We start from the raw sequence: 13,761 nt of genomic DNA, 5'->3' as shown, positions 1-13,761 counted from the left end.
ATCAAACAATATATGTTTTTCTAAACACAACTTAAATATTAAACCTTTTTTTATATCCACATTTTCTACACAACTCTTCAACTACTTTTCTACTTGAAAATCCATTAAAAAGATTATTAGCCCTATCACTCTCTACTATTTTAGAGAAATTAACTTGATGTATATTTCCTAAATTAATTATCCCTTCACCATCAAGACAACATGGTATTACAGTTCCATCTACTAATATTCCAACTTGATTTCTTAGTCCATGACAAAAGCTGCTGCTATTATCTTCTTTTTCATTTAGATCAGGCCATTGAAATTTATACTCTTGATTTAAGTATACTCTATCACAAACTTTAATTCCTTTACCCGGAATAATTTTCTCTTCAATTTTGTATGGCAAATTAAACGCCTTTTCTATCATTTGAAGAATATATCTATTTTTTTCTATCTTGCTGCTATCATCTTTTTCTAGATTCCATAATCTAAGTGATATTAACATTTCTGTACTCTGAACAGCTTCTTTAACAAATGAAATAATGTTATTAATATATTCATCCTTACCATTAATTGTTTCATTTCCATCAAAACTATGGAGTGAAAAGTTAATTTGTCTTATAAAAGGTTTCTTTAGTATTTTTTCCTTAACCTTATTTATAAGAGTTCCATTAGTAGTTATATTTACCTTAAAACCTTTTTCATAACTCAAATCTAAAAAACTATCTATCTCAGGATGTAAAAAAGGTTCTCCTTTTACATGAAAGTATATATAATCAGTATGCATTTTTATTTGATCCAATATTTCACTAAAAGTTTCTACTTTCATAAATTCAGGCGAACGTTTGGTTTGAGGACAGAAATCACAAGAAAGGTTACATACATTTGTAATTTCAATATAAAACTTTTTAAATTTTTTCATTAGTTTAAACTCCATCTCTGCGCATATTTTATTTAATAGTTATTTCATATGTATACTAAAATATGATACATGTAAAACAAAAAAAATTCAATAATATATATTCTTATAAAAAATACACGCTAATTCATAAATTTAGCGTGTATTTTAAATAGTACTCTGTTTAATTATTATAAACGAAACTTATTTGAAATACTAATCTCTATACTTATTTTTCATGATGAACTTCTAAATCAACATCCATTAATTTAATAACCTTTGTATTATGTTTCTTTTTATATCCAAACCATAATACCAAAAATAATGGCAATCCTATATATGATGAAATAACTCCACTCCAGTCTATATTACCTGACTCAAAATAAGTTAATCCTTGACCTAAAATAACTACTATACATAACACTAATGCTATTATTGGTCCCAATGGGAATAATTTAGCTGTATATTTTAATTTTTTTAAATCATGTCCTTGAGCAACATAAGCTCTACGGAAGCGATAATGACATAAAGCTATACCTAGCCAAGCAACAAAACCAGCAAGTCCTGATGCAGCTACAAGCCATACATAAACTGTAGTTTCTGCATAAAGTCCTGTCAAGAAACAAAGCGATGCTATTATTGTAGTTAATATTAATGAATTTATAGGAACTCCTCTTGAATTAACTTTTCCAAGAAATGCAGGAGCTTTCCCATCCTTAGCCATAGCATATAACATTCTGCTTGATGCATACATTCCTGAATTTCCAGCAGATAGTACTGAAGTTAAAATAACTGCATTCATTAATGATGCTGCTGCTGCAATGCCTGCTCTTTGGAATACTAATGTAAATGGACTTGTATTAACTCCAGCATCCATATAAGGAATTAATGCTCCTACAACAAATATTGTTCCAATATAAAATAATAAAATTCTCCAAAATATTGTATTTATTGCCTTAGGGATAGTTTTCTCAGGTTCTTCGCTTTCGCCAGCAGCTACACCAACAAGCTCTGTTCCTTGAAATGAAAATCCTGCAATTAAAAACACCATAAAAATTGATTTAGCACCACCTACAAAAGGTGCTTCACCAACTGAAAAATTCTTAAGACCAATATAATGTCCATTAAATATTCCAAGTATAGTTGCAATACCTACTATTAAAAATACAATAACAGTAAATACTTTAATGCTTGCAAACCAAAACTCTGATTCTCCATATGCTCTTGCTGATAAAAGATTAAGTCCAACTATTAATGCAAGAAACAGAACACTCCATATAACAGACGGAACCTGTGGAAACCAAAATTTCATAATTAACGCTCCTGCAACCATTTCTGCGGCAACAGTAATAGCCCAATTATACCAATAGTTCCACCCCATAGCAAAACCAAATGCTGGATCCACAAACTTTGATGAATAAACACTAAAAGAACCTGAATCTGGCATGTAAGTTGCCATTTCCCCTAAACTAGTCATTAAAAAATATACCATAACTCCTATACAACCATATGCAACTAAAGCTCCACCTGGACCTGCTTGTTTAATTGTTGCTCCAAGAGCTAAAAATATTCCTGTTCCAATAGCACCTCCCATTGCAATCATGTTAAGATGCCTTGCTTTTAAACTTCTTTTTAATTCACCTGAGTTTTGAGTTTTTGCCTGATCAATCTGTCCCATTTTTATCCTCCTTATCGGTAATCTTTTCCGATAAGTGAATTAACCAAGATAAAAAATGCCCTGAGAAAGCACTCAGGACATTAAAATATGCACCTAACCATAAAATACATATTAATCTCAATGAATGATAGCTCTCCACAAAATTAAACTTTGTGACAGTCTTGTATATATTCTATACCAAGTCCAACCTATAACATTAAAGCATTTGTTATAGGTTTCGGCAAAATTTCCTTTCAGAATGTATCATAGCGCTTACCTCAACAATCTTACTTTTAAATCCCGCACCTCTATCTTAGTTATTCACCTATAATTAATTATTATACACTCAAGTTTACACTTAGTAAACACACATATATACCTTTAAATTCATAAATTTAACTAATATACAAGTTTTCAAAGAAGATAACTCGGCTTTTCATCGAATTCAAGCCTAATACTTGTAAAAAATTTATAAATAATTAATACACAAATTGTATATATATTTATTAACAAGTTAAATTAACTTACTAATAAATATAACTAAATTTGTATTTATAACCAAATGGTAGTAAAAAGCAACCATTTGTAAAACACTTTATCTTTTAGGAGTTAATATCATAATCATATTATTTCCTTCTAATTTAGGTGCCTTTTCAATTACTGCTATATCACCTATTTTAGAAATAAATATATCAAATACCTTATTTCCTGCATGTGTATAATTGTTTTCTCTTCCTCTAAATCTAATAGATACTTTAACTTTGTTATCATTAGATAAAAACTTTTTAGCATTATTAGCTTTAATTTCTATATCATGTTCTTCGATATTAGGTCTTAATCTTATTTCTTTAATATCAACAACTTTTTGATTTTTTCTTGCTTCTTTTTCTTTCTTAGATTGTTCATAAAGAAACTTATTATAATCCATTATCCTACATACCGGTGGCTTAGCTTTTGGAGAAATCATTACTAAATCTAACCCTTCTTCTCTTGCACGATTTAGAGCTTCGTTAGTTTTAATAATTATGCTTTCCTCTTTGTCTGCCAATCTAATTTCATTTTCCCTAATGCCTTCATTTAAATTAAAATTTTTATTAATAATACAACACCTCCATAATTTTTACCTAGTAGTTTTTTATACGATAGCTACCACCCGTAACACTCCCATTTTAAGAGGGATATAACGAAACGAATGCTATGCTTATAGATAAGTTCTTCTAAGACCCAAATGTAAAGTGGTTAAGTGCCTAAATGGCATTTAACGAGCATACCTAATGGTAATCAATTTGACCAGTGTCACAATTAAACTTCACCTGAATCTAAGAATCACCTTATTCTTATCTCATTAAATTAAGAAAACTCCCCTGCTGCAGCGTACTTTGCATAACAGCGTAATTATTATTATAACCAATATTTTGATTAACTTGTACAACAATATTCGGATTAATTTCAACTGCTCTTGCAGCATTAGTTATTTTATTACCAATTCCTGTATATCCTGAAAATACATTTTTTACTCTTTCATCATCATTTTCAATTGCATCATTAAATTTTTTCTTATCTATAGTTAAGCTATTATCTTCATTAATAGTTATTCCTATATTTTTTAATCTATATTCATTTCTTTTTATTGCACTTGATGATGATTTTAATATATTAGAATCTAAATCATTATTTTGTATATCACTAGAAAACTTGTTGTAACTGTTTAGAAAATTTTCAATACCGCTTTTTATTTTATTAGTATCATTTTTAACAGCTATTTTAATTGAACTTTCAGTACTTTCCTTAAGATTCAAATTAACTTTTCCATTGTCCAAACTTATATTATTTGTTTTAGAGATATAGTTTACCCCGTTTATATTACAATTTGCATCTGCAGCCTCTTGAATTTTGTTATTAACCCCAACTGAGGATACTGCATTGCCAACCTTGTCTACAATTTGAAATGAGTTACTTTTTCCAGTTTCATTTGAATCAATCCTCATATACATTAAATTAGTTTTAGAATCCTTTATTATTGAAGCTTTAACTCCAGCATTAGAATTATTTACAGCACTTGTCATATTGTTTAAAGCTTTTTCATTATTATCACCTGCATCTACTTTAAAGGATATGTCTATAGCCTTACCATTATAACTTATTGTAAAAGTATTATCTCCTTGATTAAAAGTTGTTTTATCATATGCATTAACATCACTACTTCTATTACTTTGATACTTAGCAATATTTTTAACTTCTACACTATAAGTCTTATTCGAAGCTCCCTCTTTTGCTGAAGCTGAAACTTTTTTATCATCACTGGAAATAGCAGTTTTGGATTGAAGTAGTCCACTCTTACTTTCATCCACTAAATTTTTGCCTCTGGTAAATAATTCTGAAGCATCATTTCTTACTGTAGATACTGAATATATTTTACTAGAAGAGTTTTTAATATTATAGTAATAATCATTATTATTATTAAGTTTTGTAATATTGTACGCCATAGAAAGATCATCTAACGTATTATGCTTTCTAATGCTACTTGTACTGTCTATCATAGGAATATTTTCATAACTCCAATTTGATCCATTAATCATTATAATCCCCCTCCATAATATAATATTTCCAATTTGCTGTTATTTATATTATCGCATATTTTAAGAATAATTTATATAACTTCATGATTTTTTCTTATTTTTTTAAGCTAGCAAAGTTATGTAGTTAAATTAGTATATAGAATACTTATAATTTTCACTTCATATTTTACACAGCTATATAAATCATATAAGAAAAAATAGCAATTATAGATATTAGTATATTTTGTATAAGCATAACTAAAATTTATATCATAATTTTTCTGCTAAATACTTGTACTAGTCCAACATGATACAAAATATACTAGATAATTAAATTATTTTTAGTGTACTCACGGTTTATTGCATTTATTAACTATATCTAAATAAGACTTTACTTAAGCTCACCAATTAATATTTTCTTTAACTTCAGCTTTAGGACTTAAATTTACATCCTTTAAGGCCCACTTTTTGAATTCTTGAAAACCTGTTCTGTCAACAATATATCCTATATGTTCCTTTCCACCAGGAGCATCTTTATCAATATATTCTTCTATATAGTCATAAGTATTTAAAATTATTTTTATAATACTTTCTTCATCTACCCATTTAATGAAATCTTGAGCAAGTCTAGGTCCCTTTTTGCCTGTTCTACCCATAATAACTAACTTGTAATATTTTTCACTGCTTCTTGTCCATGCACCTGTTGGGCATTTTCCTACACATTCTCCACAACCTATACATTTAGCATGATCTCTTAGAACTTTAAAGTTTTCAAAACTTAAAGCATCCGCACATCTTTTTTTACAATTCTTAACACAAGATTTACATCCTATGCACCTATAACTATCATATTGCGGTTCTGTCATTCCTATAATTCCAAAATCCTGCATTCTAGCCTTTATGCAATCATTAGGACATCCTGTCAAAGCTATTTTTACATGACGATCATTAGGAAAAATAGCTTTTTCTATTTTCTGTGCAAAAACACTAGTATCATAATTTGCAAAAGGACAAACTTTATTTCCTATACAAGCAGAAACATTTCTTGTACCTGATGCCGAATATCCACTATTAATATCCTTTTGATTTATTTCTAATCCTTCAATAACAGGTTGTATAATCTTATTGATCACAGGAATATTTTTCATATTAATACCAGGTATTTCAAATCCCTGTCTAATTGTAATATGAACTGTTCCATTACCATATTCTTCTGCAACTTTTTGAATTACGGAAAAATGCTTTGCTTCTAAATGTCCACCTGGAACTCTTATTCTAATGGCAGTTTTTCCTCTTTCCTTAGTTACTCTAAATGCATTTTTCTTAAGAGCCTTTGTATTAATATCCATAATTGACCTCCTTCTTTAATCTATTAAGTGCTTAGCTTCAACGTAATTAAATACTGGACCTTCTAGACAAATATAAGTATCATCCATTTTACAATGTCCGCATTTTCCTACACCACAGCACATTTTTCTTTCATAGGAAACCCAAATATTTTCCTCTTTTATTCCCCTCTTTAAAAATTCTGCTATAGTAAATTTAATCATTATTGGAGGACCAACTACAATAGCTTGTACTTCTTCTAAATTTTCAATCTCTAAATCTTTAACATAAGTTGTAATTAAACCTACATTGCCTTTATAATTTTCATCACCTTTATCAACTGCTAATATAGTATTAATATTTTTGTTCCATCTTTCTATGTCATCTCTAAATAATATATCTTTAGGTGATTTAAATCCCATTAAAACATTAAAGTTTTTAACTTCATATCTATTCTTTGAAAAATAATCTATAATTCCCTTAACTGGTGCTAACCCAGTTCCTCCTGCTGTTATAATAAGCTCTTTTCTTTTATATAAATTTAAATCAAATCCATTTCCGTAAGGCCCCCTCATAAAAAGAGTATCTCCCTCAAAAAATGTATGAATAACATCTGTAACTACACCTACTCTTCTTATAGTTAAACCTATATATCCATCTCCTATTTCACAGACAGATATAGGCGCTTCTCCATATTTAGGTATAGAAACTTCAAAAAACTGTCCTGGTTTAACTTCTCTTATATATTCCATCCTAAAAGTATAATCAATATCTGTATGCTTAGTAATCTTCAATATCTTACTAGGCTTTGGTAAATATACATTTTCCATTTATTTCACCTCTTCTACTGCATTATTTAATTTATTCAAACAACTTGAAAAAGATATATATTCTGGACATGCATCATCACATCTTCCGCAGCCAACACACATATGATATCCAAATCTCTTTTTAAAGTCATAAACTTTATGCATAACCTTAAATCTCATCCTTTCTCCTTTTTCTTTTCTAAAGCTGCCACCTCCAGCTACATCTGTAAATCCATCTACTTGACAGGAAGCCCACACTCTTCTTCTTTCTCCTACGTTTCTATTGTCCTTATAAAAAATGTCCTGCATAGTGAAACATGTGCAGGTTCCACAGACAACATTACATCTTCCACAAGCTATACATCTTTCTGAATACTCTTTCCACATTTCATTTTTAAATATACTCTGATCTATATTTTCTGGGATTTTTACTTCTACATCATTAGACTCTACAAATTTAGGTTCTACATTACACTGTTCCATATAATTAAAATAACCCTTAAACTCTGCATCTTTGCACTCTACAAAAACCCTATCATCTTTATACTTTACAAATAAGCTATATTCTTCTGTTTTGTTGCTATTCATACTTACACAAAAACAATTTTCAAAACTATGCTCACACTCCATAAGTACAAATTTAACTTTATCTCTTAATGTTTTATAATAACTATCTTGAAAACCATTTCTTAAATAAATCTCATCTATCCTTTTTACAGCATGAATATCACAACTTCTTAAAAATATTAATATCTTCTTATCCTCTACCTTGGGTTCTTTTACAGAATTTTCTGTAAAATAAAATAATGTTTGAGTAATTGGAAGTATAACTTCTTTTGGTGAAAAATTAGACTTTTTATTAAATTCTATTTCTTCAACAATATTAACTTGTCCGTATCTAACTGTATCTGTGTCTGAAAACGTTCCTTTACCTTTTAAATTTACTGGCGCGTATACTTTATATTCTTTCTGTAACTGGTCTAAAACTTTATTAAAATCTTTATTATTCATTGTAAATGCCATTTATTAAATTTCCCCTCCTTAAAACCTTGCTATTCATTCATAATTCTTTTACATGTATTGTTATGTATTTAACATATCATAAACTTAAAAAAATTAATGTGATATAAATCACAGTTACAAAAAATAAAAAACCAAGTTTGTATTACTTTTTACAAACTTGGTTTTTTAGTAATTAAATTCCTCTAAAGTATATAGATAGTGCGTTAGGGTCAGTAATCAATATTTTTTTGTTATGAAATTTTATCATTCCTTTTTTCTCAAAGTTATTTACACAACGTGAAATAGTTTCTCTAGTACTTCCAAGCATATCAGCTAAATAAGTTATGCTTATATTCAAATCTATAATTGTACCTTCTTCAGTTTTAATTCCATAATCCTTAGATAATTTCCAAAGCTTTGCTGCAAGCTTTTTATCCATCTTTATTGGAACTGTATTTTTTAACTGTCTATAAAGTCTTCTTATTTTTCTGGCCATAGAATTAATTATAATATATGTCAGATCAAAATCATCTGACATAATTTCCAACAAATCATTTTTAAAAAAGTACAAAATGTAGGTATCTTCAAAAGCTTCGCAGCTTATGGATGCTGGTAAATCATCAAAAATAACCTCATTTATAAACTCACCATCACTTAAAATGTATATAACCCTTTTTTTTCCATCTTCTGATATTCTGTACATGGTTACTTTACCACTTAAAATCATATAAATTTTATCTACCTTATCTTTTTCACAAAATAATTTTTCGCCCTTATTTAACTTTATTTTAAATGATTTTATTTTTAACAATTCTAAAGTAGACTTATTTATATCTTTAGATAAAGGTAGCCTGTTAAAATCTTCATCAGTGACTTTAATCATATGCTCAGCCCCTATAATTTAAAATATAATCAAAAATAACAATTCAATATTACTTTATGTTTATAAACAAAATTTTCATTTTCTAACTACTCTAGCTAAGAATTAATCAACATATTTTTTAACTAATAAAAACCTTATTGTCTTTAACATCTATAACTGTAGTCTTTTCATTATCCATATCTTCAAATAGCACCTTATCAACAAAGTAAGGTTTTATTTGCTGAGATATTATCCTTATTATTTCTCTTGCTCCATATTCTAAAGATAATCCTTTACTTGCTAACCAATTATAACATTCTTCTGTAACCTGTATTTTTATATTTTTAGTTTTCAATTTTTCTTCGAACTCTTTTATAGCCTTTTTAGCTACTAAAAGTGCCATATCTTCATTCATCTTATTAAATACTATAATGCTATCTAATCTATTTCTAAACTCTGGAGAAAAGAATCTCTCTATTTCTTTATCTATACTTTCATTCCCTACAGTTCTTCCTCCAAATCCCATAAGTGGTTTTCCAATAGATCTAGCTCCCGCATTAGAAGTCATTATAAGTATTACATTTCTAAAATCAACTTTCTTACCTGTACTGTCCGTAAGTGTTGCATAATCCATTAACTGCAAAAGTACATTTAAAACATCTGGATGAACTTTTTCAATTTCATCTAATAGCAGTACACAATAAGGATTTTTTCTTACTGCATCTGTAAGAAGTCCTCCTTCTTCATAACCTACATATCCTGGAGGGGCTCCAATAAGCCTTGCTACTGTATGCTTTTCTTGATATTCACTCATATCAAACCTTATAAGTGGAATATTTAATGCCTTTGATACCTGCTTGCATATCTCTGTTTTTCCTACACCTGTAGGTCCTACAAACAATAGATTAGATACAGCTTTATTTTCATCATTAAATCCCGCACGAGATTTTTTTATAGCCGTTACTATGGAATCTACTGCTTTTTCCTGTCCAAATATCTCTTTTTTTATTGTTTTATCTAAGTTTTTAAGTATAGTAGCTTCATCTACTGATACAGTTTTTTCTGGTATTTTAGCTATAGATGCAACTATTTTTTCTACATCTTTAGCATGTATTTCAGAAGATTCCTCATCTTTTAAATGAAGTTTTACATAAGCTCCTACTTCATCCATAACATCAATTGCTTTATCTGGAAGATACCTATCTGTAATATATTTTGCTGAAAGCTCAACTGCAGCTCTTAGGGATTCTTCTGTATATTTTACATTATGAAACTTTTCATAGCTTTCTTTAAGTCCTTCTAATATATTAAAGGCATCTTCTATAGACGGTTCCTTCACCTCAATTTTTTGAAATCTTCTTGCAAGCGCCTTATCCTTTTCAAAAACCTTCTTATACTCATCATAAGTAGTAGAACCTATAAATTTAATATTTCCTTTAGCTAAAAAGGGTTTTAGTATATTAGAAGCATCTACAGAACCTCCTGAAACCGCTCCAGCACCTATTATAGTATGAATTTCATCTATATAAACAATGGCCTTCTCTTCTTTTTCTAAACTTTTAAGCACATTTTTTATCCTATTTTCAAAATCACCTCTATACTTAGTCCCTGCCAAAAGCGTTCCCATATCTAAAGAATATACTTTACTTCCTTGAAGAAACTTAGGAACTTTATTTTCTGCAATCATTATCGCTAAACCTTCTGTAATTGCAGTCTTACCTACTCCAGGTTCACCTACATGAATTGGATTATTTTTAAGTCTTCTTGAAAGTACCTGTATAGTTCTATCTAATACTTCTTCTCTTCCAATAAGTGGATCTATTTGTCCATTTTTAGCTCTTTCTGTAAGATCTATAGTATACTGATTTAGTGGTCTTTCTGACTGTTTTTCATTGTTTTCTTCATAAATATCTTCTTCTATTTCTTCTAAATCAAATTCCGAAGCACCGTGACTTATATAATTTAATATGTCTAATCTTTGTATTCCTTGTTTTTTCAAAAAATAGCTAGAAAAACTTTCTTCCTCATCATACATAGCCACAAATATATCCCCTAAATTTATCACATCTTTTTCTGCGGATAACACATGTTGCCCTGCTGCAGCTACTATATTTCCTACTCCAATAGTTTCTATTGGCTCTCCTTTTTCTATTAAATCCATATTATCTTTAAAATACTTGATTAAATCTTCTTTTATATATTCTACATTACCACCACAATTTTCTATTATACTTTTTCCTTCTTCAAAAAATAAAGAAGCATATAAAATATGTTCTGGTGTAAAATATTCATGTTTCGAATATTTTGCTTCATTATACGCAGCTGTAATAATTTCATTCACTATAGTATCTACTTTCATTTTTACTCCTCTTCTATACTAAATTTCAATGGAAATCCACCTTCCTCCGATGCATCCATTGCTTGTGCCATTTTAGTAGCAGCTATATCATAAGAATAGATGCCTGCAATTCCTATGCCGCTCCTGTGTACATCATACATAATCTTTGTAGATTCTACTACAGATTTTTTAAAAATTTCTATTAAAATTTTCACCACAAATTCCATAGTAGTATAATCATCATTATATATAATTACTTTATACATTTTAGGTTTTCTTATTTTTATTTTCGTATCTTGTTTTTCGATAGTTTTCTGACTCATTTATAACAACTCCACAGTTAAAATTATTTATTCTATGCCTAAGTCTCTAATTTTCCTTAATTATTCCTACTGCTATTCCTATAATTCTTGCTCCTTCATCATTAATAATAATAGGTTTATATTTTTTGTTTTCAGGCATAAGATATATACCATCTTTTTTACTTATAAATCTTTTTAGTGTAGCATTTCCATCTAAGTTAACTGCTACAATATCTTTATTCTGCGCTGTATACTGCTTTTTAATTATTACATAATCTCCATTATTTATATTAGCACCGATCATACTATCTCCTCTAACTTTTAATATAAAACAACTATTCATTCCCTTAAGCCAATAAGTGGGCACATAAAATATATCTTCGATTTCTGGATTCATAAGTATTGGTTCTCCTGCTGCTATATCATTATATATTGGTAACTTTTTCAATTCCTCTTCATTATATTTATATTGCGAATCTGCATCTTTTACCATTACTTCAGAAATATTATTTATATCCCTGGATAATTCGTAATCTTTTCCATGTTTTATGTCACAATATTTAAATGACTCTATAGAATAATCAATGCTTTTCTTTTCCATATATCTTTCATATTTTTTAGTGAGCACATGTCCCTTTACTTTTGACGGTAAGCCCAAACTGCTAATTTTACGGGTTTTAATTAACCATCCGTTTGAATTTTTGCAATTATCCTTACTAACTATATAAGTAGTACTTGAATAAGTCTCATTACTATTTAATTTTCTTATTAAATCTAATTGTACTTTCGTTAGATTTTGACTTTCATCTACTATAATATGGGTATACCTTTCATCATTTCTATCTTTTTTACATTGTTCTAATGCTATTAATGACATATCTTCTAAATCAATTAGTTTTTTTTCTTTTAATTTCTCATTATATAAAACCATAGTTTTAAAAATAGCATCTCTAATATTAGAATTCTTCAATAATCTTTTAGGCCCCTTTACCTTAAAGGTACTTCTTCCTACCCTATCAGCAGTTTGATATTCCTCAATTGTATTATAATTACAGCTTTTAATCCAACTTATTTCATCTATTATAAACTCCACATATTTACTATTTAATATTCTAATGCTTTCACATGACTTTTTAATCTGTGCTATACACTCAGTCACTATAGCTTGCTTTTCTTCTTCATTTTTTAATAAATTATAATTAATATGTTTTTTATCACAACAAAAATATTTATATACAATATCTTCTATATTATGTATGCTTAATTTATCTTCTGAATTTGAAAATAATGTTATATAATTAAATTTGGTATTTTCTTTTGCTTTAATATACATTTTTTTAATATAGCCAGTTTGGTCGCTATCACCAGTAATCATTAAAATTCTATCTTTATCATATAAACAGTAGTAATTTTCTAAATAAACACTTCTGTATACTGCTGTAGTAGTTTTTCCTGAACCTGTTACTCCCTTTAATAAATTGTATCCCAATGATTTATTTTCAATCAATTTTATTTGTGCTGCATTTAATTTCATAACTACACCCCCTTATAGGAATAACCTTTAATTTAAGTATATTATAACTTAAATTATGCTACTATGTTATAAATATTTTATTAAAAATAAAATTCAACCAAACTTAAAAAAGCTTAGTTGAATTTATTCTATTATAGCTAATTAATTTTTAACATTAAATTTCATCCAACATATTGTTTTATCTTTTTAATGTATTTTCTATCATTACTTATCCTTAAAAGGCTTTCTATAAAATATTTACTGTGACTTTTAGGCATCTGTTTTTTTTCTACTAATTTAATCATAACCATGCATATATCATATTTTTTAACATGAGTATGTCCATATCTAAAATCTTTATGCCTATTGTGAACTATATAACCATTGCCAGTTTTATAAACCTTAAAATCTGAACTTTGATATATTTGTGTGCTCACTTATATCACCCCATAATTATAGTATCACGATGTTATTATAAAAATATTAAGGATAACTATATATTATGCATAAATAT

12 protein-coding genes and 1 riboswitch are annotated in these 13,761 nt (G+C 28.2%); all 12 genes read right to left on the bottom strand.

Annotation, left to right across the window (positions count from 1 at the left end):
* Window positions 1-31: 31 nt before the first annotated feature.
* Window positions 32-904 (bottom strand): radical SAM/SPASM domain-containing protein, encoded by an 873-nt coding sequence (locus tag HBE96_RS24415; protein ID WP_169300320.1) that lies wholly within the window; start codon window positions 902-904, stop codon window positions 32-34.
* Window positions 905-1,109: 205 nt separating this feature from the next.
* The gene (locus tag HBE96_RS24410; protein WP_169300319.1) at window positions 1,110-2,558 is read right to left on the bottom strand and encodes an amino acid permease; all 1,449 of its coding nucleotides are present in this window, start codon (window positions 2,556-2,558) and stop codon (window positions 1,110-1,112) included.
* A 120-nt stretch (window positions 2,559-2,678) separates the two neighbouring features.
* Window positions 2,679-2,856, bottom strand: a riboswitch (Lysine riboswitch).
* 276 nt (window positions 2,857-3,132) lie between these two features.
* Window positions 3,133-3,591 carry a translation initiation factor IF-3 gene (infC, locus tag HBE96_RS24405; RefSeq protein WP_425350799.1) on the bottom strand — a complete coding sequence of 153 codons (459 nt, stop codon included), beginning with the start codon at window positions 3,589-3,591 and terminating at the stop codon, window positions 3,133-3,135.
* A 283-nt stretch (window positions 3,592-3,874) separates the two neighbouring features.
* Window positions 3,875-5,116, bottom strand: coding sequence for a flagellar filament capping protein FliD (gene fliD / locus HBE96_RS24400; RefSeq protein WP_169300318.1), 1,242 nt, complete (start codon window positions 5,114-5,116; stop codon window positions 3,875-3,877).
* A 380-nt stretch (window positions 5,117-5,496) separates the two neighbouring features.
* Window positions 5,497-6,444, bottom strand: coding sequence for a sulfite reductase subunit C (gene asrC, locus HBE96_RS24395; protein WP_169300317.1), 948 nt, complete (start codon window positions 6,442-6,444; stop codon window positions 5,497-5,499).
* A gap of 15 nt (window positions 6,445-6,459) precedes the next feature.
* On the bottom strand, window positions 6,460-7,251 hold the full coding sequence (gene asrB / locus HBE96_RS24390; protein WP_169300316.1) for an anaerobic sulfite reductase subunit AsrB: 792 nt from the start codon (window positions 7,249-7,251) through the stop codon (window positions 6,460-6,462).
* The gene (asrA, locus tag HBE96_RS24385) at window positions 7,252-8,253 is read right to left on the bottom strand and encodes an anaerobic sulfite reductase subunit AsrA (RefSeq protein ID WP_169300315.1); all 1,002 of its coding nucleotides are present in this window, start codon (window positions 8,251-8,253) and stop codon (window positions 7,252-7,254) included.
* 172 nt (window positions 8,254-8,425) lie between these two features.
* Window positions 8,426-9,115 carry a Crp/Fnr family transcriptional regulator gene (locus HBE96_RS24380; RefSeq protein WP_169300314.1) on the bottom strand — a complete coding sequence of 230 codons (690 nt, stop codon included), beginning with the start codon at window positions 9,113-9,115 and terminating at the stop codon, window positions 8,426-8,428.
* Window positions 9,116-9,233: 118 nt separating this feature from the next.
* A complete protein-coding gene (gene clpA, locus HBE96_RS24375; RefSeq protein ID WP_169300313.1) occupies window positions 9,234-11,453 on the bottom strand; it encodes an ATP-dependent Clp protease ATP-binding subunit ClpA in 2,220 nt (739 codons plus the stop codon).
* Between the two features lie 2 nt (window positions 11,454-11,455).
* The gene (locus tag HBE96_RS24370; protein ID WP_169300312.1) at window positions 11,456-11,755 is read right to left on the bottom strand and encodes an ATP-dependent Clp protease adaptor ClpS; all 300 of its coding nucleotides are present in this window, start codon (window positions 11,753-11,755) and stop codon (window positions 11,456-11,458) included.
* Window positions 11,756-11,801: 46 nt separating this feature from the next.
* Entirely contained in the window at window positions 11,802-13,268 is a 1,467-nt protein-coding gene (gene lexA / locus HBE96_RS24365) for a transcriptional repressor LexA (protein ID WP_169300311.1), read from the bottom strand.
* A 161-nt stretch (window positions 13,269-13,429) separates the two neighbouring features.
* Window positions 13,430-13,684, bottom strand: a complete 255-nt coding sequence (locus tag HBE96_RS24360) for a hypothetical protein (RefSeq protein WP_169300310.1) — start codon at window positions 13,682-13,684, stop codon at window positions 13,430-13,432.
* Window positions 13,685-13,761 lie beyond the last annotated feature (77 nt).

The organism is Clostridium muellerianum, from assembly GCF_012926525.1.
GTDB classification, from domain to species: Bacteria; Bacillota; Clostridia; order Clostridiales; family Clostridiaceae; genus Clostridium_AM; species Clostridium_AM muellerianum.
The sequence above is the reverse complement of the archived record's forward strand: the minus strand, read 5'-3'. Positions and strand labels throughout refer to the sequence as shown.

What these genes read in the sequence shown, in the direction of transcription:
- HBE96_RS24415 (WP_169300320.1), bottom strand. Translation starts at nt 904, where the DNA reads ATGAAAAAATTTAAAAAGTTTTATATTGAAATTACAAATGTATGTAAC.
- HBE96_RS24410 (WP_169300319.1), bottom strand. Translation starts at nt 2,558, where the DNA reads ATGGGACAGATTGATCAGGCAAAAACTCAAAACTCAGGTGAATTAAAA.
- fliD (WP_169300318.1), bottom strand. Translation starts at nt 5,116, where the DNA reads ATGATTAATGGATCAAATTGGAGTTATGAAAATATTCCTATGATAGAC.
- asrC (WP_169300317.1), bottom strand. Translation starts at nt 6,444, where the DNA reads ATGGATATTAATACAAAGGCTCTTAAGAAAAATGCATTTAGAGTAACT.
- asrB (WP_169300316.1), bottom strand. Translation starts at nt 7,251, where the DNA reads ATGGAAAATGTATATTTACCAAAGCCTAGTAAGATATTGAAGATTACT.
- asrA (WP_169300315.1), bottom strand. Translation starts at nt 8,253, where the DNA reads ATGGCATTTACAATGAATAATAAAGATTTTAATAAAGTTTTAGACCAG.
- HBE96_RS24380 (WP_169300314.1), bottom strand. Translation starts at nt 9,115, where the DNA reads ATGATTAAAGTCACTGATGAAGATTTTAACAGGCTACCTTTATCTAAA.
- clpA (WP_169300313.1), bottom strand. Translation starts at nt 11,453, where the DNA reads ATGAAAGTAGATACTATAGTGAATGAAATTATTACAGCTGCGTATAAT.
- HBE96_RS24370 (WP_169300312.1), bottom strand. Translation starts at nt 11,755, where the DNA reads ATGAGTCAGAAAACTATCGAAAAACAAGATACGAAAATAAAAATAAGA.
- lexA (WP_169300311.1), bottom strand. Translation starts at nt 13,268, where the DNA reads ATGAAATTAAATGCAGCACAAATAAAATTGATTGAAAATAAATCATTG.